Origin of the sequence: Sphingobium jiangsuense (assembly GCF_014196495.1) — a bacterium.
GTDB classification, from domain to species: Bacteria; Pseudomonadota; Alphaproteobacteria; order Sphingomonadales; family Sphingomonadaceae; genus Sphingobium; species Sphingobium jiangsuense.
In genome coordinates this window covers 232991-257081 of sequence record NZ_JACIDT010000003.1, presented here as the reverse complement: position 1 = coordinate 257081, position 24091 = coordinate 232991, and the positions used below count along the sequence as shown (strand labels likewise).

The window sequence follows — 24091 nt, the reverse complement described above, 5'->3', positions numbered from 1 at the left end:
TCCGCCCGATGCTGACCGAGGGTTTCGAACAACGGCTGAAAGAAGAAGCCGCGCGGCTGGGCTTTCTGGCCTGCGGCATTTGCGATGCCGACGCCATCGATCCGCTGGCGGGGGAAAGGCTGCGCGACTGGCTGGCGCAGGGCCATCATGGCGACATGGGATGGATGGCCGACCGCGCCGACCAGCGCGCGTCCCCGACCGCCCTGTGGCCGGAGGCGCAATCCGTCATCATGCTGGCGATGAGCTACGCCCCCGCGCAAGACCCGATGACGCTGGCCCCGGCGCGGGACCGGGGGCGGATATCCGTCTATGCGCAGGGGCGCGATTATCATGACGTGGTGAAGAAGGCGCTGAAGGCGCTCGCCCGCTGGATGGTGGACGAGGGCGCGGGCGCGCTCAAGGTTTTCGTCGATACCGCGCCGGTGATGGAAAAGCCGCTCGCCGCCGCCGCCGGCCTCGGCTGGCAGGGCAAGCACAGCAATGTGCTGAGCCGCGAGCTCGGCAACTGGTTCTTTCTGGGCTCCATCTACACCAGCGCCCGGCTGAAAGCGGACGAGCCGGAGCGGGACCATTGCGGCTCCTGCACCGCCTGCCAGACCGCCTGCCCGACCGACGCCTTTCCCGCGCCCTATCGGGTGGATGCGCGCCGCTGCATCTCCTATCTGACCATCGAGCATAAGGGGCCGATACCGGAGGAATTCCGCGCCGCCATCGGCAACCATATCTATGGCTGCGACGATTGCCTCGCCGCCTGCCCGTGGAACAAGTTCGCCGACGCCGCCCATGCGCACCACCAGTTCCTTGGCCGGGCGGAACTGGCCGCGCCGTCGCTGGCCGACCTGCTGGCGCTGGACGACGCCGCGTTCCGCGAGATATTCTCCGGCTCCCCGATCAAGCGCATCGGCCGGGGCCGCATGGTGCGCAACGCCGCGATCGCGGCGGGCAACAGCAACGACCCGGCGCTGATCCCGCCGCTGGCCGCGCTGCTGGACGATGAGGACGAGGTGGTGCGCGACGCTGCCCGCTGGGCGCTGGAACGGCTGGGCGCGGTGGCCGCGGTTGCGTGACCTCATCCCTCAACCGTTCGGGCCGAGCGTGTCGAAGGGCTCAGGGCGAACAGAGATATAGCCAAGAACGATCCACAATGCTGGCGGAACAGGTAACCTTACCGGATCCCGCAAGACGCCGGGTCCACCTCCTGCCCATTGGTCAGGCGGGTATCGATATGGGTGACGGTCGGCTCCCGCCCGCGCGCGGTCGCGTAGAGATAGGCGTCGAGCACGCAGCGGCCGCCCGCCGTCAGATATTGCAGCTTGCGCACCGTCCGGTCGCGAATGTCGAGGCGCGGTTCGCCGAAGCGCGCGGTCAGGTCCTTCGCCTCCAGCCCGAACAGCGGTTGCGAGCGGCTATATTGCACGGCGGGCGGCGGCGCCATGCCGCCGCTGCTGCCCGGCCGCTCAACCGGCGCGGAAACGCAGGCCGACAGCGCCAGCGTCAGAAGGACCAGCGCCAGCGGGACGGGCGCGGCCGCGCCACCGATTCCGAAATTTCGTATCGCCATACCCTGTTCCTTGGACCGGAGCGGCGCGCCCGTCAATCCGCGCGGGCGCCGAGCGGGCGGGGAGTTGCGCCGGGACGCGGGGGGCGCTAGGGCCTGCTGCGCAAAGTTTACACCCCAGCCCATGGACAGGACCAGCCCTTGACCCAGCCCACTCTGGATGTCGTCGCGATCGGCAATGCGATCGTCGATGTTATCGCCCAGGCCGACGACGCCTTCATCGCCGAACATGCGCTCGCCAAGGGCGGCATGCAATTGATCGACGCGGAAACCGCCGACCTGCTCTATTCGCACATGGGCTCCGCGCTGGAGGCGAGCGGCGGGTCGGCCGCCAACACGCTGGCGGGCCTTGCCGCGCTGGGCTGCAAATGCGGGTTCATCGGGCAGGTGGCCGACGACCAGCTCGGCCAGATCTTCGCGCATGATATCCGCGCGCTGGGTGTCACCTATGCCACCCCCCTCGCCACCGGCGGCGTGCCGACCGCCCGCTGCCTCGTGCTGGTGACGCCGGACGCGCAGCGCACGATGAACACCTTCCTCGGCGCGTCGCAGCATCTGCCCGCCGCCGCGCTCGACGCAGACCTCATCCGCTCGGCGGGCATCCTCTATCTGGAAGGCTATCTCTGGGATCCGGACGAGCCGCGCAAGGCGATGCGCGACGCCATCGCCATCGCCCGCGACGCCGGGCGCAAGATCGCCTTCACCCTGTCCGACGGCTTCGTGATCGAGCGCCATCGCGACGATTTCATGGACCTGATCGACCGGGGGCTGATCGATATCCTCTTCTCCAACGAGGCGGAGATCCAGGCGCTGACCCGGATCGACGGCTTCGACAAGGCGGTCGCCGCCGTCGCGCCCAAGGTGCCGTTGCTGGTGTCGACGCGCAGCGAGCAGGGCGCGGTCGCGATTCAGGACGGCATCCGCTACGAGGTCGCCGCCGCGCCGGTCGCGCAGGTGGTCGACACCACCGGCGCGGGCGACCTGTTCGCCGCCGGCTTCCTCGCCGCCCATGTCGACGGCAGGGATATCGAGCATTGCCTGAAGCTGGGCGCGATCGCGGCGGCGGAGGTCATCTCCCATTACGGCGCGCGGCCCGAAGCGGACCTCAAGGCATTGCGCGCGGCCGCGGGCCTCTGATTTCCGCTTCCGCCCGCCGCCCGTCACCGCCAGACCCTGTCCTGTTCAGATTGAACCGGACAGAGTCTGGAAGTTCCTTGTTTTCCGCGTTTTCCGAGCCGTCAGATGTTCCATCTGACTTGAAAACGCTCTATCACCGCGCCATGGCCACCCGACAGAACAGCGCCAAAGCCCGCCCCGCCAGGAAGCCCCGGTCCACCGGGGCGGGCCCGGCATGGCGCCGCTGGCTGCGCTGGCCGGTGCGGATCGTCGGCGGTTTCCTGCTGCTGTCGGTGGCGATGGTGCTGATCTACCGCTTCGTGCCGCCACCGGTGACGCTGACGATGCTGCTCGACCGCAACGGCATCACCAAGGATTGGATGAGCCTCAGCGAGATGGATCCGGACATGGCGCGCGCGGCGATCGCTGGCGAGGACGGGAAATTCTGCCTCCACCATGGCTTCGACGCCGAGGCGATCGAGAAGGCGATCAGGCATAACGAACGCGGCGGACGCATTCGCGGCGGCTCCACCATCAGCCAGCAGACGGCGAAGAATGTATTCCTCTGGCAGAATGGCGGCTTTTTCCGCAAGGGGCTGGAGGCGTGGTTCACGCTGCTGATCGAGGCATTGTGGGGCAAGCGGCGGATCATGGAGGTCTATCTCAACGTCGCGGAAACCGGCATCGGCACTTATGGCGCCAATGCGGGCGCGATGCGCTATTTCGGTCATGACGCCAGCACGCTGACGAAGCAGGAGGCCGCGCGCATCGCCGCCGTGCTGCCGCTGCCCAAGAAGCGCGAGGCGATCGCGCCGTCCGGCTTCACCCGCCGCTATGGCGCGACCATCGCCCGCCGGATCGAGATCGTCCGGCAGCAGGGACTGGACGCCTGCCTCAAATGACGCCCCCCGCGATTCATCAGGGCCTCGCCCATGTCGAGTGCTGGATATTCGACCTCGACAACACGCTCTATCCGGCGAGCGCCGACCTGTTCGGGCTGATGGACGTGCGTATGGGCGCCTATATCGCGCAGCTGCTGGGCTGCGACGCGGTGGTGGCGCGCACGATCCAGAAGCGCTATTTCCATGACCATGGCACGACGCTGGCCGGGCTGATGCACCATCATGGCGTCGATCCGCATCATTTCCTCGATTTCGTGCACGATATCGATCTCGATTGCCTCAGCGTCGATGCCGATCTGGTGGCGCGCGTCGCCGCGCTGCCGGGGCGCAAGCTGATCTTCACCAATGGCGACGAACCCTATGCGCGCCGGGTGCTCGACCGCCTCGGCCTGTCGCTCCATTTCGAGTTGATCCACGATATCCACGCGACCGGCTATCGCCCCAAGCCCGACCCGCACGGCTATGCGATGCTGCGCGACCTGCACGGGATTGACCTTGCGCGCGCCGCCTTCTTCGAGGATATGGCCCGCAACCTGAAGCCCGCCAAGGCGCTGGGCATGTCCACCATCTGGCTCAACAACGGGTCGGAAAGCGGGCATCTCGATGCGCACACGGATTTCATCGACTTCGAAACGGATCATCTGACCCCGTTTCTGACGCATATATTGGGAGCATGAGCATGACCGACCACAGCAGCCTGATCGCCACCATCGACGCCGCCTGGGACGCCCGCGCGGACATCGGCACCGCCACGCAGGGCGAGGTGCGCGACGCGGTGACGAGCGCGCTGGCCTTGCTCGACAGCGGCAAGGCGCGCGTCGCCGAACCGCTGGGCGAAGGCGAAAGCCGGAACTGGCAGGTCAACCAGTGGCTGAAGAAGGCGGTGCTGCTCTCCTTCCGCCTCAACGACAACGGCGTCATCGCGGGCGGCCCGGCGGGCGGCGCATGGTGGGACAAGGTGCCGAGCAAGTTCCAGGGCCGCGACGAGGCATGGTTCCGCGAAGCCGGGTTCCGCGCCGTGCCCGGCGCCTTCGCCCGCGCCGGCTCCTTCGTCGCGAAGAATGTCGTGCTGATGCCCAGCTTCATCAACATCGGCGCCTATGTCGATGAAGGCACGATGGTCGACACCTGGGCGACGGTCGGCAGCTGCGCGCAGATCGGCAAGAACGTCCACCTTTCGGGCGGCGTCGGCATCGGCGGCGTGCTGGAGCCGCTCCAGGCCGATCCGGTGATCATCGAGGACGATTGCTTCATCGGCGCCCGTTCCGAAGTGGTCGAGGGCGTGCGCGTCGGCCGGGGCGCGGTGCTTGCCATGGGCGTGTTCATCTCCAGCACCTCGAAGATCATCGACCGCGAGACGGGCGAGATCTTCGTCGGCGAGGTGCCGCCCTATTCGGTCGTCGTGCCGGGCACCCTGCCGGGCAAGCCGCTGCCCGACGGCACGCCCGGCCCGAATCTGGCCTGCGCGGTGATCGTCAAGCGCGTGGACGCGCAGACCCGCGCCAAGACCGCGATCAACGATCTGCTGCGCGATTGACAAAGGCCCGTTCCGGGCCTTCCCGGCCGTAGGGAAGGCCCCGTCCGGCGTGATAAGATTATTACCTGATTTTAATCCTTTAGAACTTGAAACTCGGCATATGACATGCCAACCATCAGGCCGCGACGCCATGGCCCGATCCCACTTCCGGCCGTGAGTCGCGGGGACAGCTTCTTTGGCTGACCTGCCCGGACCGAATATGGTGACCCCCACAGCAGCCATATGCGGTCCGGGCGAATGAGACGCCCCTCCCATCCGCCCCTCTCGTGACGCGCGCATCTTGGCATCGGGGCCGACAGCGCCTACATGGCCGGGAGATGCCTCCCGATATATCTTCCTCCGACCAGCCGGTGCCGCCCCTCGGCGCGACGATGCGGCGCTTCCTGCCCTATCTCTGGCCCGCCGACGCGCCCGCGCTGCGGCTGAGCGTCGTCTTCGCGCTGATGCTGGTCATCGTCGCCAAGGCGGTCACGCTCATCATGCCCTTTGCGTACAAGGGCGCGATCGACCATATGGCGCCGGGTATGGAGGCGCAGGCCGCGCTCGCCATCGCGCTGATCCTCGCCTATGCGGGCGCGCGCTTCGGCGGCATATTGTTCGACAACCTGCGCAACGTCGCGTTCGAGCGCGTCGGGCAGGAGGCGACACGGCGGCTGGCCGAGCATGTGTTCGTGCAGCTGCACCGCCTGTCGCTGCGCTTCCACCTCGACCGCAAGACCGGCGGCGTCACCAAGGTGATCGAGCGCGGCACCAAGAGCATCGACACGATGCTCTATTTCCTGCTGTTCAACATCGCCCCGACGATCATCGAGCTGATCGCCGTCTGCGTCATCTTCTTCCTGAAATTCGGCCCCGGCCTCGTCGCCGCGACGCTGGCGATGATGGCGCTCTACATCTGGTTCACCCGCGCCGTCACCCGGTGGCGCGACCATCTGCGCCGCGACATGGTGGACCTCGACACCAATGCCGTCGCCCATGCGGTCGACAGCCTGCTCAATTTCGAGACGGTCAAATATTTCGGCGCCGAGGACCGCGAGGCCCGCCGCTACAGCCGGGCGATGCGCAATTACGCCAATGCGGCGGTCAAATCGGAAAACAGCCTCGCCGCGCTCAATATCGGCCAGTCGCTGATCACCAACCTGATGATGGCGGGCGCGATGGGCTATACCGTCTGGGGCTGGAGCCGGGGCAGCTTCACCACCGGCGACGTGGTGCTGGTCAACACGCTGCTGGCCCAGCTTTTCCGCCCGCTCGACCTGCTCGGCATGGTCTATCGCACGATCCGGCAGGGCGCGATCGACATGGAGGCGATGTTCCGCCTGATCGACACGCCCGCCGAGATCGAGGACAGCCCCGGCGCGCCCGACCTGCATGTCGGGGCGGGCGAGATCCGGTTCGAGGATGTGCGCTTCGGCTATGATCCCGAGCGCGAGATATTGCACGGCGTCAGCTTCACCATCCCGGCCGGGCGGACGCTGGCGATCGTCGGGCCGACCGGCGCGGGCAAATCCACCATCGCGCGGCTGCTGTTCCGCTTCTACGACATGCAGTCGGGGCGGATCACCATCGACGGGCAGGACATAGCGCAGGTCAGCCAGCACAGCCTGCGCGCCGCCATCGGCATCGTGCCGCAGGACATGGTGCTGTTCAACGACACCATCGGCTACAACATCGCCTATGGCCGCGAAGGCGCAAGCCAGGCGGAGATAGAGGCCGCCGCACGAGGCGCCTCCATCCATGATTTCATCGTCTCGCTGCCGCAGGGCTACGACACTCGCGTCGGCGAGCGTGGGCTGAAGCTGTCGGGCGGGGAGAAGCAGCGCGTGGCGATCGCCCGCACGCTGCTCAAGGACCCGCCGGTGCTGATCCTCGACGAGGCGACGAGCGCGCTCGACAGCCGCACCGAGGCGTCGATCCAGGCGGTGCTGCGCGAAATGGCGCGGCGACGCACGACGATCATCGTCGCCCACCGCCTCTCGACCGTGGTCGATGCCGACGAGATCATCGTGCTGGAGGCCGGACGCATCGCCGAACGCGGCAGCCATGCCGGGCTGCTCGCGCAGGGCGGCGTCTATGCGCAGATGTGGGCGCGGCAGGCCGCCGAACAGGAGAGCGCGGCCCTGCCCGCCGAGGCGGAGGCCTGAAGGCGCGCTTTCCGGGGCGGGACATCGGAAGCATTTGATCCGGCCGGGAAAGGCTCTATGGAAGGCGACTGGGATTTTTCCGAAGGACAGCGCATGTTTCGCCAGCTTACCGATACTATCTTCGTCGCGCCGCAGATCGGGGTCGCCGATGTGGACCGGGCGAAGGCCATGGGGATCAGCGTCATCCTCAACAACCGCCCCGACGACGAGGAGTCCGGCCAGACCAACGGCGCGGCAATAGAGGCCGCGGCGCGGGCGGCGGGCATCGGCTATGCCGCGGTGCCGGTGACGCATGGCGGCTTCGCCCCGTGGCAGCTCGACGGCATGGACGAGGCGCTGCAAGCGGCATCGGCGGGCAAGCTGCTCGCCTATTGCCGGTCGGGCACGCGCTCCACGCTGCTCTGGGCGCTGGCGCGCGCGCGGGCCGGGGAATCGCCCGACACGCTCGCCGCCACCGCCGCCGCCGCAGGCTATGACCTGACGCCGGTGCGGCAGATCATGGATGCGCTGGCCGCCGACAAGGGCTGAGCGGCCTCCTTCCTTATGATGAGAAAAGCTTGAAAGGAGCGGTCCGGCGGGCGCTCCTTTTTTCGTCGCGCCTGTTTCCTGCGACAACCCGCCATGCAACAACCAATAAGCCCATAAAAATAGGGCCGGTACATTGCTGCACCGGCCCAGGTGTGTTCGCAGGAGGAACATCGTGACGGGTGGGGCCTGTCCTGAACCGGGCGGCCCCGCCCCGAATTTCGATCAGTTGTAGGCGCGCTCGCCATGCTCGCCGAGGTCGAGGCCCTCGCGCTCGACATCGGGGCTGACCCGCAGGCCGGTCAGGGCCTTGGCCACGTAGATGGCGACGGCGGTGCCGATGCTGGACCAGATGATCGTGGCGACGACCGCCAGGATCTGCGTCACGAGCTGCGGGCCGACCGCGAAGTCCGCGCCGCCGGGGCCGCCGAGGCCGGGCGCATAGACGATGCCGGTGCCGATCGCGCCGACGATGCCGCCCACGCCGTGGATGCCGAAGGCGTCGAGCGAGTCGTCATATCCGAACATCGGCTTCAGCTTCGACACCGCGATGAAGCAGATGATCGAGGCGACGGCGCCCAGCACGATCGCGCCGAACGGGCCGCTGTTGCCCGCCGCCGGGGTTACCGCGACCAGGCCCGCGATCACGCCGGAGCAGAAGCCGAGGGCCGAGGGCTTGTGGCCCGCCAGCTTTTCCACCAGCATCCACGCCAGGGCGGCGGAGGCGGTGGCGACGAAGGTGTTGATCATCGCCAGCGCGGCCGAGCCATTGGCTTCCAGCGCGGAACCGGCGTTGAAGCCGAACCAGCCGACCCACAGCAGGCCGGTGCCCACCATCGTCAGCGTCAGGCTGTGCGGCGGCATCGGTTCCTTGGGATAGCCGATGCGCTTGCCCAGGATGATGCAGGCGACGAGGGCGGAGATGCCCGCATTGATGTGCACGACCGTGCCGCCCGCGAAATCGAGCGCGCCCATGTCGAAGAACAGGCCGCCGCCCGCCCACACCATATGGGCGATCGGGTAATAGACGATGGTGAGCCAGATCGGCGTGAACACCATCATCGCGGCAAACTTCATCCGTTCGACCACCGCGCCGATCACCAGCGAGATGGTGATGGCGGAAAAGGTCATCTGGAAGCAGACGAACACATATTCGGAGATCACCTCATCGGTGAAGGTCGCCGCCGTGCTGTCCGGCGTGATGCCGGAGAGGAAATATTTGCCCCAGGCGATGAAGCTGTTGCCTTCCGGTCCGAAGGCGGTGCCATAGCCCCAGATCACCCAGGCCAGCATCGCGAAGGCGCTCGCCGCGCCGATCTGGGTCATCGTCGAGAGCATGTTCTTCGACCGGGTGAGGCCGCCGTAGAACAGCGCCAGACCCGGCAGGATCATCAGGAAGACCAGAAGCGTGGACGTCATCATCCAGGCATTGTTGCCCGGATTGGGCACCGGCGCGGCCGCCGCTGCGGCGTCCTGCGCCCAGGCCGGAACGGAGGCGGCCAGCGTGGCGCCCAGCGCCGCCGCCGTTCCGCAAAGCTTTTTGGAAATGGTCATTATTTCCCCCTTCATCACAGCGCTGTTTCGCCGGTTTCGCCGGTACGGATGCGGACAGCCTGCGCGACATCGAGCACGAAGATCTTGCCGTCGCCGATCGCGCCGCTGTTGGCGGCCTGCTGCACGACCTCGACCACGCGGGGCGCCAGATCATCGTCGCAAACCACCTCGACCTTGATCTTGGGCACCATGTTGGTGCTGTACTCGGCACCGCGATAAATCTCGGTCTGCCCCTTCTGACGGCCGAAACCCTTGACCTCGCTCACCGTCATGCCCGCGACGCCCACGGAGGACAGCGCCTCCCGGACATCGTCCAGTTTGAACGGCTTAATGATTGCCATGATAAGTTTCATGCTACCCCCTTGTATGGTGTGCAGGGGACTATACGCAAATGCCGTGCCAGTTTGCGAGAGGCGGCAGGACGCGGTTTTTCGCGATGGGGAAGCGCATGGCGCGCCGCAAATTTGGGCAGCGCGGTCCAGATGCCCAAATTTTAGGCAGGTATGGAGCGCGAACGCATGCGCTGCTTTGAAATCTTGGCTACAGAGTAACTGCTTTGGGTGGTTGGCGGACATCTCGTTCCCCACCGTTCGGGCTGAGCTTGTCGAAGCCCTGCCCTTCTTAAAGAGGGGAAGCGCAGCCCTTCGACAAGCTCAGGGCGAACGGAGGTTACTGTCAGGAATTGGCCGCAATCCGCCCTTCAGCAGGCGATGAACTCGCAAACGCCCGACCAAAGGATTGGCACATCCTCACCGCTGCGGCGCGTCCGCCTCTATGTCGAGCGCCGCGCGGGCATTATCCGCCTGTGCATCGAGCATCGCGGCCGCTTCGTTGAGCGCGCGCGCCTCGCCCGCCGTCACGCCGCCGACGTCGCGATCCTCGTCGGAAGCGCCGCATGCCGCCAGGGCCAGCGCCAGCAGGCCGGCCGTCATCATCCTGAACATCGCCATCGTCCTATTCCGGTCCCGTCGCCATGGCGTGGAAACGAAAAGGGGGACGGACCAACCGGCCCGATCCCCCTCTTCCGTCAGAAACCGACTGGCGCGATTACAGCGAATTCGCAACGTTGTTCGCGGCATTGCCCGCGTCGTTGGCGACATTGGCGGTGGCGTTCATCGCGGCATCCATCGCATTGTCGGCAGCATCCATCGCGTTGTCCGTGGCGTTGGCAACGACATTGGAGGCATTGGTTGCTTCCTGCTTCGAGCAAGCGGCCAGGCCGAGCGACGCGGCGAGAACGAGCGAAAGTGCGATAGTCTTGGTCATGAGCAAACCCCTGTCTCTGAGATAGTACGGCGCAGGCTCCCCCCGGAGAATAGCTTGCCCCCAATAGGCCTGCGCTGCGATTTCTAATCCTTTGCCCGTGGGAACGCAAGCCGATCCTGCGCGGACGGCTTCATCTCCGCCGATAAAAAGCACCGGAATCCGGCGAGTCCCACTATGGTAACGAACGATAGAGACGATATAAAGAATTCTTTATATGCCCTGTTGACCGCATATAAAGGAAACTTTATATGCAAGTTCATGACCGACCTTCTCGATGTTTTTCGCGCGCTCGCCGATCCGACCCGGATGCGCATCATGCACCTGCTCGGCACCATGGAACTGTCCGTGGGCGAACTGGCGCAGGCGGTGGCGCAGAGCCAGCCGCGCGTTTCGCGCCATGTGAAGATCATGGCCGAGGCCGGGCTGATCGACCGGCGCAAGGAAGGCAACTGGGTTTTCCTGCGGATCGGCACGACCCCGACCTGCCGCCAGCTGCTGCCGCTGTTCAACGCCATCCCCGCGTCGGAAAGCGAAGGGCTGTGGCTGCGCGCCGACCTTGCCCGCCTCGCCGCGATCCGTGCCGACCGGGTGCGCGCGGCCGACGAATATTTCGCCCGCCATGCCGAGGAATGGGATGCGATCCGCTCGCTCCATGTGCCGGAGGCGGAGGTCGAGCGGGCGATGGCGCGGATGCTCGGCACGGATACCGTCCGCCATCTGGTCGATCTGGGCACCGGCACCGGGCGGATGATCGAGCTGTTCGGCGGCCGGGCGGAACGCGTCAGCGCGATCGACCGCAGTCCCGACATGCTGCGGCTGGCGCGCTCGAAGCTGCCGGAGGACAATGCCGGGCGCTACAACCTGATCCTCGGCGATTTCTGCGACCTGCCGCTGGAAACGGGCAGCGCCGATCTGGTCACCGCGCACCAGATATTGCACTATAGTCCGGTGCCCGAACAGGCGATCGCGGAAGGCGCGCGCACGCTCGGCGACAATGGCCGCATGCTGGTGGTCGACTTCGCCCCGCACGACCGCGAGGAACTGCGCACCCGCGACCAGCATGAACGCCTCGGCTTCTCGGACGAGCAGATGAAGCAATGGTTCGAGGCCGCCGACATGGCGCTGGAGGCGGTGGAAACGCTGCCCGGCGCGGAACTCACGGTAAAATTATGGCTCGGCCGCCGCCGCAACGCGAAGGTCCTGCCGATCAGAGAACGGAAAAGGCGATGAACGCGCAAAGCTGCACCCTGCTGGAAACCCCCGTCTTTTCCGACGCGCCGCTCTATGCGGACATGAGCGGAGACGCGGAGGTCAGCTTCGAATTCTTCCCGCCCCGCAGCGAGAAGGTGGAAGAGCAGCTCTGGCAGAGCATCACCACGCTCGCCCCGCTGGGGCCGCGCTTCGTTTCCGTCACCTATGGCGCGGGCGGCACGACGCGCGAGCGGACCCACGCCACGGTGGAACGCATCGCCCGCGAAACAGCGATCCCGGCCGCCGCGCACCTCACCTGCGTCGGCGCGAGCAAAAGCGAGATCGCCGAGGTTGCCCATGCCTATTGGGAGGCGGGCATCCGCCACATCGTCGCGCTGCGCGGCGACCCGCCGCAGCAGGGCAGCCGGTTCGAACCGCACCCGCAGGGCTATGCCAACGCCGCCGAGCTGGTCGCGGGGCTGAAGGCGCTGCACGATTTCGAGATTTCCGTCGCCGCCTATCCCGAAGTCCACCCCGACGCGCTGAGCGCGCAGGCGGACATGGACAATCTCAAGCGCAAGATCGACGCGGGCGCGACCCGCGCGATCACGCAATTCTTCTTCGCGCCCGACACCTATTTCCGCTTCCTCGACAAGGCCCGCGCGGCGGGGATAGAGGCCGATATCCTGCCCGGCATCATGCCCGTCACCAATTTTTCGGGCGTGAAGAAAATGGCCGCCCTGTGCAACACCGAGGTGCCCGGCTGGATGGAACGGCTGTTCGAGGGCCTCGACGACCAGCCCGGCGCGCGCCAACTGATCGCCGCGACGCTCACCGCGGAACTCTGCCGCAAGCTCTATGCGGGCGGCGTGCGCGGCTTCCATTTCTATACGCTCAACCGGGCGGAGCTGAGCTATGCGATCTGCCATCTGCTCGGCCTGCGCGCGCGCAAGGAGGTACAGGCATGAGCGCCATCGACGCAGAGGCCCTGTTCCGGCAGCGCGCCGCCGAGCGCATCCTGATCTTCGACGGCGGCTATGGCACGTCGATCCAGAAATATGGACTGACCGAGGCCGATTATCGCGGCGCGCTCGACCTGGCGAAGGACCAGAAGGGCAATAACGACCTGCTCTGCCTGACCCGCCCGGATATCGTGAAGGCGATCCATACCGCCTATCTCGACGCGGGCGCGGACATGATCGAGACCAACAGCTTTTCCGGCACCCGCATCGCGATGGCCGATTATGGCGCCGAGCATCTGGTGCGCGAGCTGAACCTCGCCGCCGCGCGCCTCGCCCGCGAGGCGTGCGACGAGGCGGAGGCGAAGGACGGCCTGCGCCGCTTCGTCGCGGGCGCGATCGGCCCGACCAACAAGACGCTGTCGATCAGCCCGGACGTCAACGACCCCGCCTATCGCGAGATCGACTACGACACGCTGAAGGACCAGTATCGCGAGCAATGCGCGGCGCTGATCGAGGGCGGCGTCGACTTCCTGCTGGTCGAGACCTGCTTCGACACGCTGAACGCCAAGGCGGCGGGCCTCGCCGCGCGGGAAGCCGAAGCGGCGGCGGGCCGCAAGGTGCCGCTGATGATGAGCTTCACCATCACCGACATGTCCGGGCGCAATCTTTCGGGCCATACCGTCGCGGCCTTCTGGTATTCGCTGCGGCACCTGAAGCCGCTGACCATCGGCGTCAACTGCGCGTTCGGGGCGGACCTGCTGCGGCCTTATCTGGGCGAACTCTCGAAGATCGCCGACACGCTGATCCTCGCCTATCCCAATGCGGGTCTGCCCAACGAACTGGGGCAATATGACGAGCTGCCGGAGCGGACGGCGGAGCTGATCCGCGAATGGACGAACGAGAAGCTGGTGAACATCGTCGGCGGCTGCTGCGGCACCACGCCCTCGCATATCGCCGCCATCGCCAAGGCCGTCGCGGGTGCGCCGCCCCGGCCGATCCCGGAGCTGCCGGTCGTCACGCGGCTGGCGGGGCTCGACCCGATGCACATCGCGGCCTGAGGCCATGAGCGCGACGACCTTTTCCTGGCGCCTGCGTCCGGCCGGGCCGGAGGATGCGGAGCGGCTCTCGCTGATCGGCGCGGCGACCTTCCTCGAAAGCTTCGCCGACATCATCGGCGGCGAGGCGATCACCGCCCATTGCCTCAAGGCCAACAGCGCGGAAAGCTATCGCCGCCATCTCGACACCGGCGCGCAGGCATGGCTGGCCGAGGTCGAGCCGGGCGGCGCCCCCATCGGCTATGCGCTGCTGACGCAACCGGACCTGCCGGGCGCGCGGGACGGGGATATCGAGCTGAAGCGCATCTACACCCTTTCCCGCTTCCATGGCGGCGGGCTGGGCGCGGCGCTGATGCAGGCGGCGGTCGAAGCCGCCCTCGCGCGCGGCGCGGCGCGGCTGATCCTCGGCGTCTATGCCGGGAACGACCGGGCGCTGGCCTTCTACGCCAAACAGGGCTTTACCCGCATCGGGAACCGCCAGTTCAACGTCGGCGGGCAGATTTGCGACGATTTCGTCCTCGCCCGCCCCCTCACCCTCTCGGAAAATACGATATGACCGCCACTCAGCCCACCGCCACCTTCATCAATGTCGGCGAGCGCACCAACGTCACCGGCTCGGCCAGGTTCAAGAAGCTGATCATGGCGGGCGACTATGCCGCCGCGGTGGAAATCGCCCGGCAGCAGGTCGAGAACGGCGCGCAGATCGTCGATGTGAACATGGACGAAGGACTGCTCGATTCCGAGGCGGCGATGGTGCAGTTCCTGAAGCTCATCACCGCCGAGCCGGATATCGCCCGCGTGCCGGTGATGATCGACAGCTCCAAATGGAGCATTATCGAGGCGGGCCTCAAATGCGTGTCGGGCAAGCCGATCGTCAATTCGATCAGCATGAAGGAAGGCGTTGAACCCTTCCTGGAGCAGGCGCGCAAATGCATGGCCTATGGCGCCGCCGTGGTGGTGATGGCGTTCGACGAGGTCGGGCAGGCCGACACCAGGGACCGCAAGATCGAGATATGCGAGCGCGCCTACACGCTGCTGACCGGCATCGGCTTCCCGCCGGAGGACATCATCTTCGACCCCAATATCTTCGCGGTGGCGACCGGGATCGAGGAGCATGACAACTACGCGGTCGACTTCATCGAGGCGACGCGCGAGATCAAGCGCCGCTGCCCGCATGTGCATATTTCGGGCGGCCTCTCCAACCTCTCCTTCAGCTTTCGCGGCAATGAGGTGGTGCGCCGGGCGATGCACTCGGTGTTCCTCTATCATGCGATCCCGGCCGGGATGGACATGGCGATCGTCAATGCGGGCCAGCTCGACGTCTATGACACGATCGATCCGGTCCTGCGCACCGCCTGCGAGGATGTGATCCTCAACACCGATCCGGGCGCGGGCGAGCGGCTGGTGGAACTGGCCGAAAAGTTCAAGGGCACCGATGCCGCCGCCGAGAAGGCCGCCGAGGAATGGCGCAGCTGGCCGGTCATCAAGCGGCTGGAGCATGCGCTGGTAAAGGGCATAGACGCCCATGTCGTCGCCGATACCGAGGAAATGCGCCTCGAAATCGCCGCGCGCGGCGGCCGCCCGATCGAGGTGATCGAAGGGCCGCTGATGCAGGGAATGAACGTCGTCGGCGACCTCTTCGGCTCCGGCAAGATGTTCCTGCCGCAGGTGGTCAAGTCCGCCCGCGTGATGAAGCAGGCCGTCGCCCATCTCTTCCCGTTCATCGAGGCGGAGAAGGACGAAAACGCCAAGGGTAAGGGCCGGATCGTGATGGCGACCGTGAAGGGCGACGTGCACGATATCGGCAAGAACATCGTCGGCGTGGTCCTGCAATGCAACGGTTTCGAGGTGATCGACCTGGGCGTGATGGTGCCCTGGGCGGAGATATTGAAGGCCGCCAATGAAAATCACGTCGACATGATCGGCCTGTCCGGCCTCATCACCCCGTCGCTGGACGAGATGGTGACGGTGGCGGAAGAGATGCAGCGCGCCAACATGAACCTGCCGCTGCTGATCGGCGGCGCGACGACCTCGCGCGTGCATACCGCGCTGCGCATCGACCCCGCCTATAAGGGACCGGTCGTCCATGTGCTCGACGCCAGCCGCGCGGTGGGAGTCGCGACCGCGCTGGTCAGCGATACGCAGAAGAACGGCTTCGTCAGCCAGACCGCGGAGGAATATGAGAAAATCCGCGAATCGCGCGCCAACAAGGGGCACAGCGCGCTGATCCCGATCGAGGAGGCGCGTGCGAACGGCTTCGTCATCGACGAGGCGCTGAAGCCCGCCGCCCCCGCGCAGCCGGGCATCCATGTCTATCCCGACTGGGATCTGGCGGACCTGCGCGATTATATCGACTGGACGCCTTTCTTCCGCGCGTGGGAGCTCGCGGGCAATTATCCCGCGATCCTCGACGATGCGATCGTCGGCGAAAGCGCGCGCGGCCTCTTTGCCGACGCGCAGGCGATGCTCGACCGCATCATCGCGGAAAAATGGCTGACGGCGAGCGGCGTCGCCGCGCTCTGGCCCTGCCGCCGGGAGGGCGACGACGTGCTGATCACGACGGAAAAGGGCGAGGTGCGCATGCCTTTCCTGCGCCAGCAGATCGCCAAGCGCGAGGGCCGGGCCAATATGTGCCTGGCCGATTTCATCTCGCCCGACGGCGACTGGATCGGCGGTTTCGCGGTGACGGCGGGCCACGGCATCGATGAGCATCTGGCGCGCTTCAAGGCGACCCACGACGATTATAGCGACATATTGCTGAAGGCGCTGGCCGACCGCCTGGCCGAAGCCTTCGCCGAGCGGCTGCACCATCATGTCCGCACCGCGCTCTGGGGCTATGCGCCGGACGAGCAGCTGACCAACGAGGCGCTGATCAAGGAGCAATATCGCGGCATCCGCCCGGCGCCGGGCTACCCCGCCTGCCCCGACCACAGCCAGAAGCCGGTGCTGTTCGACATGCTGGGCGCGGGCGAAGCGACCGGCATCGTGCTGACCGACCATTTCGCGATGGTGCCGACGGCCGCGGTCAGCGGCTTCTATTTCGGTCACCCGCAAGCGGAATATTTCGGCGTCGCGCGGATCGGCCGCGACCAGCTGGAGGATTATGCGGCGCGGCGCGGCGTGGATATCCTCACGGCCGAGCGCTGGCTGCGCCCCAATCTCGATTGACCAAGGCGCGGCGTCGGCAAGCACGCTTTCAGTGCCTGCCGCCGCTCCGGCACTGGCCGTCCGCGATCACCCGATAGCCATCGGCGCGGGCCATGCAGCTGTTGCTGAAGGTTCGTTCGCGATTGCCCCGTATCGCGCAGACCGGCGCATATTCGCGGGTGCAGGCCTGTGGCCGGTCGCGTCCGGGACGATCATGGCCCGGCCGGTCATAATCCGGCCGATCATAAGGGGGGCGATGCTGCCCCGGACGGCGCCCGTCCTCGTAACAGCCCGTCAGCAACACCAGCGCGCCCAGCGCCCCTGCCGACATTGCTCTCGTCCATGCCTTCCTCGTCATGCCGCCTCTCCGACCGTGAATGGCCCCCGCCAATCCCCCCGAAGAAACTGTGCCAGTCTGACACCATTTCGGTCCCGCTGGCAAGCCGGGCCGGCAAGTCGGGATAGCAATTGGCGCCGGATCAGCTTATGCCTGCCCCATGCGGAACAGCCTTCTTCCGGCGCGCATCGGCGGCGCCCTTCTCCTCCTGCTGGCGGCGAGCGGCGCCGGCGCGCAATCCGGCGGCCCCTTCACGGTGGCGGAAACCGGCGCCCGCTACGGGTCGCTGGTCGAGGCCGTAGGGGCGATCGGGAATGGCGACGGCACCATAATGATCGCGCCCGGCACCTATCGCCAGTGCGTCGTGCAGGAAGCGGGCGCCATCGCCTATCGCGCGGCCCAGCCGGGCAGCGTGACCTTCGACAGCGAGATCTGCGAGGGCAAGGCCGCGCTGGTGCTGCGCGGGCGGGCGGCCAGCGTGGATGGCATTATCTTCCGCAACATGCGCGTGCCCGACGGCAACGGCTCCGGCATCCGGCTGGAGCAGGGCGACCTCACCGTCACCAACAGCATCTTTGCCGACAGTGAGGAAGGCATATTGACGCATGACGATCCCGCCGCGACCGTCCGCATCGACCACAGCACCTTCCGCCGCCTCGGCCGCTGCGACCGGGGCCTGTCCTGCGCGCACAGCATCTATATCGGCCATTACGGGCGGCTGATCGTCACCCGCTCCCGCTTCGAGGCCGGATCGGGCGGCCATTATGTGAAGACCCGCTCCGCCCGCGTCGACATCACCGACAACAGCTTCGACGACAGCCAGGGGCGCCTGACCAACTATATGATCGACCTGTCCAACGGCTCGTCCGGGCTGATCGCGGGCAACATCATGGTGCAGGGACGCGACAAGGACAATTACAGCGCCTTCATCACCGTCGCGCCGGAAGGGCGGGAGCGGGACAGCTCCGCGCTGGTCGTGCGCAACAACCGCGCCGCCTTCGTCCCCGGCCTGACGCGCGAGAGCACCTTCGTCGCCAACTGGACCGACGATGCAGTGACGATCAGCGACAACGACCTGGCCAAGGGCGTGAAGCTGAAGGATCGCCGCTGAGGCGGGCGTCCCCCTTCCGTTCGTCCTGCGCTTGTCGAAGCCTGTTCTGAGCGCCTGCCTTGGCAGGCAGTCGAAGGGGGCTGTAGTTCCTTCTTCCGAAAAAGGGACAGGGCTTCGACAGGCTCAGCCCGAACGGCTTATGTTTATCAACCACCGAAATCCCTGTAGCAGCGCCGACCGCAGCAACGCGGATTGACTTTTCCCCCGCGACTCCGTATCGGCTGCCTTCGATTGGCGGCTGCTGGCTGGAAATCCGGCTGGGCGGCCCCTTTTTGTCATGCAAGATTCGATTTTTTGAGGAATGAGCGATGAAGCGCACCTTTCAGCCGAGCAATCTGGTCCGCAAGCGGCGTCACGGTTTCCGCGCCCGCATGGCGACGCCGGGCGGCCGCAAGGTCCTGCGTGCGCGCCGCGCGCGTGGCCGCAAGAGCCTGAGCGCCTGAACGACGGCGGCGAGCCCGCCGCGCCGCCCCGCCCCGCCGAGGTCGCCGTCCTGCGCAAGCGCGCGGACTTTCTGGCCTGCAACAAGGGGCGGCGGCAGCCGATGCCGGGCTTCGTTCTGCTCGTGCGCGAGCGTCAGGATGGCGACCCCGCCATCCGGCTGGGCATCACGGTAACGAAGAAGATTGGCGGCGCTGTCGTCCGTAACCGGATGAAGCGCCGTTTTCGCGCATTGGCGCGGGAGATATTGCCGCGATCCGGCATCGCGGGCGCCGACCATGTGCTGATCGGCCGGGATGGCGGCATAGAGCGCGATTATGCGGCGCTGGGGCGGGAACTGGAAAAGGCGCTCGGCCGCCTCTCCGCCCCGCCCGGCGAAAAGGAGCTGGAGCGCGCGCGCCGCCATGCCGCGGGCAAAGGCGCCCCACGCAAAGGAAACGGAAGCGGCAAGGGCCGTCCCGCGGGCCGATGATCGCCCGGCTGCTCATCCTTGTCGCGCGCTTCTGGCAGCTCGGCCCGTCGCGCATCCTGCCGCCGACCTGCCGCTATCATCCCAGCTGCTCCCAATATGCGATCGAGGCGTTGCGAAAATATGGCGCGGTTCGGGGTAGCTGGCTGGCGCTGAAACGGCTATTGCGCTGCCATCCATGGGGCGGGTCAGGCCATGACCCGGTTCCCTGAACGATAGAAATGCGATACCGCGCGGGTTTCGGGCCGGCGCGGGCAAGGTGATTTTGGGGAGCAATTCCACGGTGGACGACAAGCGGAATGTCATAATCGCGATGCTGCTGACCGCGCTGATCCTGTTCGGTTGGCCTTATATCGCCGAAACGCTGTTTCCCAACGCGGCCAAGCCCGCCGCGCAGCAGCAACAGCAGCAGGCCGGTCAGCCGTCCGCGCCGGGCGCGCCCACCGCACAGGCCCCGGCGGCGATTCGCCCGCGCGCGACTGCGCTGGCCGACAGCCCGCGCATCGCCATCGAAACCCCCAAGCTGCGCGGCTCCATCGCGCTCAAGGGCGCGCGGATCGACGACATCACCCTGCCCACCTATCGCGAGACGGTGGAAAAGAACTCGGCGCCCATAACCCTTTTCTCCCCCGGCGGGACCAAGGAAGCCTATTTCGCGGGCTTCGGCTGGTCCGGCGACGGGCTGACCGCGCCGGACGGCAACACCCTCTGGCAGGCGAGCGGCACGAAGCTGACGCCGTCCACCCCGGTCACGCTCAGCTGGAACAACGGGCGCGGGCAGCTGTTCGAGATCGCCCTGTCGGTCGACAACGACTATATGATCACCGCCGCGCAGAAGGTTTCGAACACCGGCGCCGGCACGGTGGGCGTACGCCCCTATGGCTTTATCAGCCGCGCCGACAAGCCGGTCGATCCCGACACCTGGACCATCCATATCGGCCCGATGGGCGTGTTCAACGGCGCGGCCGATTATGACGTGGATTACAAGGACCTCGACAAGGGCGAGATTCCCGCGCCGATCGCCAGCACCGGCGGCTGGATCGGCTTCACCGACAAATATTGGCTCGCCGCCCTGGTGCCCGACCAGCAGTCCCGCTTCGACGGCCAGTTCCGTAAGGGCGCGGGGTCCGGCTATCAGGCCGATTACAGCCTGACGCCGACGCTGCTCGCGCCCGGCAAGGCCGTCACCCACACCTCCCGCCTGTTCGTCGGCGCGAAGGAGGTGAAGACGCTGGAGGCCTATCAGGACGCGGGCGTCCCGCTGTTCGACCGGGCGATCGACTGGGGCTGGTTCTACTGGTTCGAAAAGCCGATCTTCGCGCTGCTGCACTGGCTGTTCACGGTCATCGGCAATTTCGGCGTGGCGATCATCTGCCTGACCTTCATCGTCCGCGCGCTGATGTTCCCGATCGCGCAAAAGCAATTCTCGTCTATGGCCGCGATGCGCGCATTGCAGCCGAAGATGAAGGAGCTTCAGGAACGGCACAAGGACGACAAGCCGAAGCTGCAGCAGGAGCTGATGGACCTCTACCGCAAGGAGAAGGTCAATCCCTTCTCCGGCTGCCTGCCGATCTTCCTCCAGATCCCGATCTTCTTCGCGCTGTACAAGGTGCTGATGCTGACCATCGAAATGCGGCACCAGCCCTTCGTGCTCTGGATCCGCGATCTGTCCGCGCCCGATCCACTGCATGTGCTGAACCTGTTCGGCCTGCTGGATTTCAACCCGCCCGCCTTCCTCGCGATCGGCGTGCTGGCGATCATCCTCGGCATCACCATGTGGTTGCAGTTCAAGCTCAACCCGGCGCCGATGGACGAGATGCAGAAGCAGATCTTCGCGATCATGCCATGGATGATGATGTTCATCATGGCGCCGTTCGCGGCGGGCCTGCTGATCTACTGGATCACCTCCAACCTGCTGACCATCGCGCAGCAGAAGTGGCTCTACAGCCGCCATCCGCAGTTGAAGCAGGCGATCGCCAAATGAGCGAGTCCAGCGACGGCAGGGACGAACTGATCGAGACCGCCCGGCGCATCTTCGCCGGGCCGGTCGCCTTTCTGCGCTCCGCGCCGTCGCTCAAGTTCCTGCCCGATCCGGTGGTGAAGGAAGTGGCCTTCGCCGGGCGCTCCAATGTCGGCAAGTCCTCGCTGCTCAATGCGCTGACCAACCGCAATGGCCTCGCCCGCACCTCCAACACGCCGGGCCGCACGCAGGAGCTCAACTTCTTCGACATCGGCGACCCGCTGCTGTTCCGCCTGGTCGACATGCCGGGCTATGGCTATGCCAAGGCGCCCAAGGACGTGGTGAAGCAGTGGCGGTTCCTGGTGAACGACTATCTGCGCGGGCGGGCGGTGCTGAAGCGCGCGCTGGTGCTGATCGACAGCCGCCACGGCATCAAGGATGTCGACCGCGAGGTGATGAAGATGCTGGACGACGCGGCGGTCGGCTACCGTCTCGTCCTCACCAAGGCGGACAAGGTGAAGGCGAGCGAGCTTGCCGCCGTGACCGAGCGTACCATCGCCGAGGCGCGCACCCACCCGGCGGCGCACCCGGAGATCATCGCAACCTCGTCCGAAAAGGGCATGGGCATCGCCGAACTGCGGGCGGCGGTGATCGAGGCGCTGGACTGAACGCAGCGGCCAGGGGGCCGTTCCCCTCTGCGCGCTTTTGCCTTTTGTCCGGCGGCGGCAACCGCGCTAGGGTTCGTCTCCCCCGCCCGAAAAGGAGTCTCCTTCCATGTTGAAGATCATCGTCGGCAACAAGGCCTATTCCAGCTGGTCGCTGCGCGGCTGGCTGGCGGTCCGGCAATCGGGCCTGCCCTATGAGGAACTGGTCGTGCCGATGTATGACGAGGCATGGCCGCAGCGGCGGATGCAGCCCGACCTCGCCGTCTCCAACGGCAAGATCCCGACCTTGTGGGATGGCGACATCGCGGTGTGGGACAGCCTCGCCATCGTCGACTATCTCAACGACCTGACCGGCAACCGCCTGTTCTGGCCGCAGGACAAGGCCGCCCGCGCGCTCGCCCGGTCGATCGCGGCGGAGATGCACAGCGGCTATGTCCCGCTGCGCAAGGCCTGTTCGATGAACGTGCGCCAGGTCTTTCCCGCTCAGGCGCCGAGCGAGGCGGTGCAGGAGAACCTCTCCCGCATCACCGCGCTATGGGAACAGGCGCGCGGCCGCTTCGGCGCGGGCGGACCGTGGCTGTTCGGGGATTTCGGCGCGGCGGACATCATGTTCGCCCCGGTCGTCTTCCGCATCCACGGCTACAGCCTGCCGGTCGAGGGCGTGGCGAAGGATTATGTGGACGCGATGCTCACCCATCCGTGGATGGTCGAATGGGTCGAGGGCGCGAAAGGCGAGAGCTGGGTGCTCGACCAATATGAGCATGGGCCGGAATATGGGTAAGATGGGGGTGGCGAACATTTCGCTTCTACCGTCACCCCCGCGCAGGCTGGGGTCGTAAGCCATGTCGCGCGCCATCTCCTGAGATGCGGCCTTCGCTGGCATGACGCGACAGGGCGGGCAAGAAAATGGCCCGCTCCCCAAACCCTCAAAGCCGCTCTATGCTCCGCTCCGCCGCCTCGGCCGCGCGGCGGGCGGCGCGGAGGAGGTTGGTCTGGAAATCGCCGACGCTCGCGCCGTTGGCGCCGTCCGTCACCGCCTTGATCGCCGCCCAGCGCAGGCCGAGCCGCTGCGCCACCTGCGCCAGCGCGCCGGTTTCCATGTCGACCAGATCGCCCGCCAGCCCCTCGCGCAGCCGCAACGAATGATCCGGGCATTCGATGAAGGCATCGCCGGTGACGATCCGCGCGCGCGGCAGGCCGATGTCCGGCAGCGGCCAGGCGCGGAATGCCTCCACCCGCGCCGGCCCGATGGGCCAGCTGCCCGCCGTATAGTGGGTGAAGCCGCCCGGACGCTGCGCGCCATAATCGCCCTGCACCGCCTCCTCGATCAGGAAGCAATCCCCTTCCCGCGCCGACAGGCGGCCCGCCGTGCCGATGATCATCAGCAGTTCGGCGCGGTGCAGGCTCGCCAGCAGGGTCGCGGCGGCGGCCGCGTTCACCTTGCCGACGCCGCAGCAGCCGATGGTGATCCGATGGCCGCCATGGTCGAGGCACCGGACGGACAGATGCCCATGCTGCTCGACCCCGTCCTGCCGCCCCGGCAGGAACGCGTCCGCCTCTTCCTCCACCCCGGTGATGATCGCGATCCGCATCGTCAATGCCCCGGAAAGGCGAGCAGCGACCGGCAAGCCACGCCTTGCGCGGCGAGCCTGTCCGCACCGCCCAGAGCGGGCAGATCGACGAGGAAGCGCGCCTCCTCGACCACCGCGCCCTGTCCGCGCAGCAGGCTGACCCCGGCGAGCGCCGTCCCTCCGGTCGCGATCAGGTCGTCGACCAGCAGCACCCGCGTGCCCGGCCGCACCGCATCGACATGCATCTCGATCCGGTCCGTGCCATATTCCAGCGCATAATCGATGCCGACCGCCTCGCCCGGCAGCTTGCCGGACTTGCGCAGCATGATCTTGCCCTTGGTCAGCGCATAGGACAGCGCCGAGGCGACGATGAAGCCGCGCGCCTCTATCCCGGCGATCAGGTCGACGCGCCCGGCGTCCAGCGTCGCGATTAGCCGGTCGATCGCGGTGCGGAAGCCCCAGCCGTCGAGCAGCAGGGTGGACAGGTCGCGGAAAAGTATGCCCGGCCGGGGATGGTCTGGAATCGAACGCACCAGCACGGCCAGATCGGCATTGGCGTCGGGATCGGTCACTCGGCAAG

The 24091-nt window shown here is 66.6% G+C and carries 27 protein-coding genes; 19 read left to right on the top strand and 8 right to left on the bottom strand.

What is annotated here, in order from left to right; all coding sequences use genetic code 11:
* Window positions 1-8: 8 nt before the first annotated feature.
* Complete coding sequence (gene queG, locus GGR43_RS06140) at window positions 9-1067, top strand: tRNA epoxyqueuosine(34) reductase QueG (RefSeq protein WP_188071067.1); 1059 nt, start codon at window positions 9-11, stop codon at window positions 1065-1067.
* A 98-nt stretch (window positions 1068-1165) separates the two neighbouring features.
* Here the strand turns inward: queG and GGR43_RS06135 are convergent, their stop codons facing one another.
* A complete protein-coding gene (locus tag GGR43_RS06135) occupies window positions 1166-1561 on the bottom strand; it encodes a hypothetical protein (RefSeq protein ID WP_188071066.1) in 396 nt (131 codons plus the stop codon).
* Between the two features lie 138 nt (window positions 1562-1699).
* Here GGR43_RS06135 and GGR43_RS06130 point away from each other — a divergent pair, with 138 nt between their 5' ends.
* The 6 genes from GGR43_RS06130 (at window position 1700) to GGR43_RS06105 (ending at window position 7785) form a co-directional block, all read left to right on the top strand.
* Window positions 1700-2695 carry an adenosine kinase gene (locus GGR43_RS06130; RefSeq protein WP_188071065.1) on the top strand — a complete coding sequence of 332 codons (996 nt, stop codon included), beginning with the start codon at window positions 1700-1702 and terminating at the stop codon, window positions 2693-2695.
* Between the two features lie 143 nt (window positions 2696-2838).
* Window positions 2839-3576: a monofunctional biosynthetic peptidoglycan transglycosylase gene (mtgA, locus tag GGR43_RS06125; RefSeq protein WP_188071064.1), complete on the top strand. Its 738-nt coding sequence runs from the start codon at window positions 2839-2841 to the stop codon at window positions 3574-3576.
* Between the two features lie 11 nt (window positions 3577-3587).
* Window positions 3588-4253 (top strand): pyrimidine 5'-nucleotidase, encoded by a 666-nt coding sequence (locus tag GGR43_RS06120; RefSeq protein ID WP_188071200.1) that lies wholly within the window; start codon window positions 3588-3590, stop codon window positions 4251-4253.
* A 2-nt stretch (window positions 4254-4255) separates the two neighbouring features.
* Window positions 4256-5113 (top strand): 2,3,4,5-tetrahydropyridine-2,6-dicarboxylate N-succinyltransferase, encoded by an 858-nt coding sequence (dapD, locus tag GGR43_RS06115; RefSeq protein WP_188071199.1) that lies wholly within the window; start codon window positions 4256-4258, stop codon window positions 5111-5113.
* A gap of 317 nt (window positions 5114-5430) precedes the next feature.
* Complete coding sequence (locus tag GGR43_RS06110) at window positions 5431-7257, top strand: ABCB family ABC transporter ATP-binding protein/permease (protein ID WP_188071063.1); 1827 nt, start codon at window positions 5431-5433, stop codon at window positions 7255-7257.
* A gap of 93 nt (window positions 7258-7350) precedes the next feature.
* On the top strand, window positions 7351-7785 hold the full coding sequence (locus tag GGR43_RS06105; protein WP_188071062.1) for a protein tyrosine phosphatase family protein: 435 nt from the start codon (window positions 7351-7353) through the stop codon (window positions 7783-7785).
* Between the two features lie 222 nt (window positions 7786-8007).
* Here GGR43_RS06105 and GGR43_RS06100 read toward each other — a convergent pair whose 3' ends face one another.
* The 4 genes from GGR43_RS06100 to GGR43_RS06085 all read right to left on the bottom strand — a co-directional run bounded on the left by GGR43_RS06100 (window position 8008) and on the right by GGR43_RS06085 (window position 10602).
* Window positions 8008-9336, bottom strand: coding sequence for an ammonium transporter (locus tag GGR43_RS06100; protein ID WP_188071061.1), 1329 nt, complete (start codon window positions 9334-9336; stop codon window positions 8008-8010).
* A 14-nt stretch (window positions 9337-9350) separates the two neighbouring features.
* A complete protein-coding gene (locus tag GGR43_RS06095; protein ID WP_188071060.1) occupies window positions 9351-9689 on the bottom strand; it encodes a P-II family nitrogen regulator in 339 nt (112 codons plus the stop codon).
* A gap of 396 nt (window positions 9690-10085) precedes the next feature.
* Window positions 10086-10286 (bottom strand): hypothetical protein, encoded by a 201-nt coding sequence (locus tag GGR43_RS06090; RefSeq protein ID WP_343054453.1) that lies wholly within the window; start codon window positions 10284-10286, stop codon window positions 10086-10088.
* A 97-nt stretch (window positions 10287-10383) separates the two neighbouring features.
* The gene (locus GGR43_RS06085) at window positions 10384-10602 is read right to left on the bottom strand and encodes a circumsporozoite protein (RefSeq protein ID WP_188071059.1); all 219 of its coding nucleotides are present in this window, start codon (window positions 10600-10602) and stop codon (window positions 10384-10386) included.
* Between the two features lie 258 nt (window positions 10603-10860).
* On the opposite strand from GGR43_RS06085, the gene GGR43_RS06080 reads away from it, so the two are divergent.
* From GGR43_RS06080 to metH, 5 genes are read left to right on the top strand one after another with little or no spacing between them, the layout of a single operon-like run.
* Window positions 10861-11832 carry an ArsR/SmtB family transcription factor gene (locus GGR43_RS06080; RefSeq protein ID WP_188071058.1) on the top strand — a complete coding sequence of 324 codons (972 nt, stop codon included), beginning with the start codon at window positions 10861-10863 and terminating at the stop codon, window positions 11830-11832.
* Window positions 11829-12761: a methylenetetrahydrofolate reductase gene (metF, locus tag GGR43_RS06075; RefSeq protein ID WP_188071057.1), complete on the top strand. Its 933-nt coding sequence runs from the start codon at window positions 11829-11831 to the stop codon at window positions 12759-12761. Before GGR43_RS06080 ends, metF begins: the two co-directional genes overlap by 4 nt.
* On the top strand, window positions 12758-13813 hold the full coding sequence (locus GGR43_RS06070) for a homocysteine S-methyltransferase family protein (RefSeq protein ID WP_188071056.1): 1056 nt from the start codon (window positions 12758-12760) through the stop codon (window positions 13811-13813). Before metF ends, GGR43_RS06070 begins: the two co-directional genes overlap by 4 nt.
* Window positions 13814-13817: 4 nt before the next feature.
* Window positions 13818-14366: a GNAT family N-acetyltransferase gene (locus GGR43_RS06065; protein ID WP_188071055.1), complete on the top strand. Its 549-nt coding sequence runs from the start codon at window positions 13818-13820 to the stop codon at window positions 14364-14366.
* Window positions 14363-16978: a methionine synthase gene (gene metH, locus GGR43_RS06060; protein WP_188071054.1), complete on the top strand. Its 2616-nt coding sequence runs from the start codon at window positions 14363-14365 to the stop codon at window positions 16976-16978. Before GGR43_RS06065 ends, metH begins: the two co-directional genes overlap by 4 nt.
* A gap of 28 nt (window positions 16979-17006) precedes the next feature.
* On the opposite strand, the gene GGR43_RS06055 is transcribed toward metH, so the two are convergent.
* Window positions 17007-17315, bottom strand: a complete 309-nt coding sequence (locus tag GGR43_RS06055) for a Kazal-type serine protease inhibitor family protein (RefSeq protein ID WP_188071053.1) — start codon at window positions 17313-17315, stop codon at window positions 17007-17009.
* A 139-nt stretch (window positions 17316-17454) separates the two neighbouring features.
* Between GGR43_RS06055 and GGR43_RS06050 the strand changes: the two genes are divergently transcribed.
* The 7 genes from GGR43_RS06050 (at window position 17455) to GGR43_RS06020 (ending at window position 22721) form a co-directional block, all read left to right on the top strand.
* The gene (locus GGR43_RS06050) at window positions 17455-18405 is read left to right on the top strand and encodes a right-handed parallel beta-helix repeat-containing protein (RefSeq protein ID WP_188071052.1); all 951 of its coding nucleotides are present in this window, start codon (window positions 17455-17457) and stop codon (window positions 18403-18405) included.
* 308 nt (window positions 18406-18713) lie between these two features.
* Entirely contained in the window at window positions 18714-18848 is a 135-nt protein-coding gene (rpmH, locus tag GGR43_RS06045; protein WP_188071196.1) for a 50S ribosomal protein L34, read from the top strand.
* Window positions 18849-18898: 50 nt separating this feature from the next.
* Complete coding sequence (gene rnpA, locus GGR43_RS06040) at window positions 18899-19318, top strand: ribonuclease P protein component (protein WP_188071197.1); 420 nt, start codon at window positions 18899-18901, stop codon at window positions 19316-19318.
* The gene (gene yidD / locus GGR43_RS06035) at window positions 19315-19527 is read left to right on the top strand and encodes a membrane protein insertion efficiency factor YidD (protein ID WP_188071051.1); all 213 of its coding nucleotides are present in this window, start codon (window positions 19315-19317) and stop codon (window positions 19525-19527) included. Before rnpA ends, yidD begins: the two co-directional genes overlap by 4 nt.
* 71 nt (window positions 19528-19598) lie before the next feature.
* Window positions 19599-21299, top strand: a complete 1701-nt coding sequence (yidC, locus tag GGR43_RS06030) for a membrane protein insertase YidC (protein ID WP_188071050.1) — start codon at window positions 19599-19601, stop codon at window positions 21297-21299.
* Window positions 21296-21943 (top strand): ribosome biogenesis GTP-binding protein YihA/YsxC, encoded by a 648-nt coding sequence (yihA, locus tag GGR43_RS06025; protein ID WP_188071049.1) that lies wholly within the window; start codon window positions 21296-21298, stop codon window positions 21941-21943. The genes yidC and yihA overlap by 4 nt, the downstream gene beginning before the upstream one ends.
* A 106-nt stretch (window positions 21944-22049) precedes the next feature.
* Window positions 22050-22721, top strand: a complete 672-nt coding sequence (locus GGR43_RS06020; RefSeq protein ID WP_188071048.1) for a glutathione S-transferase family protein — start codon at window positions 22050-22052, stop codon at window positions 22719-22721.
* Between the two features lie 145 nt (window positions 22722-22866).
* On the opposite strand, the gene GGR43_RS06015 is transcribed toward GGR43_RS06020, so the two are convergent.
* Window positions 22867-23532, bottom strand: coding sequence for a 5'-methylthioadenosine/S-adenosylhomocysteine nucleosidase family protein (locus GGR43_RS06015; RefSeq protein ID WP_188071047.1), 666 nt, complete (start codon window positions 23530-23532; stop codon window positions 22867-22869).
* A 2-nt stretch (window positions 23533-23534) separates the two neighbouring features.
* The gene (locus tag GGR43_RS06010) at window positions 23535-24083 is read right to left on the bottom strand and encodes an adenine phosphoribosyltransferase (protein ID WP_188071046.1); all 549 of its coding nucleotides are present in this window, start codon (window positions 24081-24083) and stop codon (window positions 23535-23537) included.
* Window positions 24084-24091 lie beyond the last annotated feature (8 nt).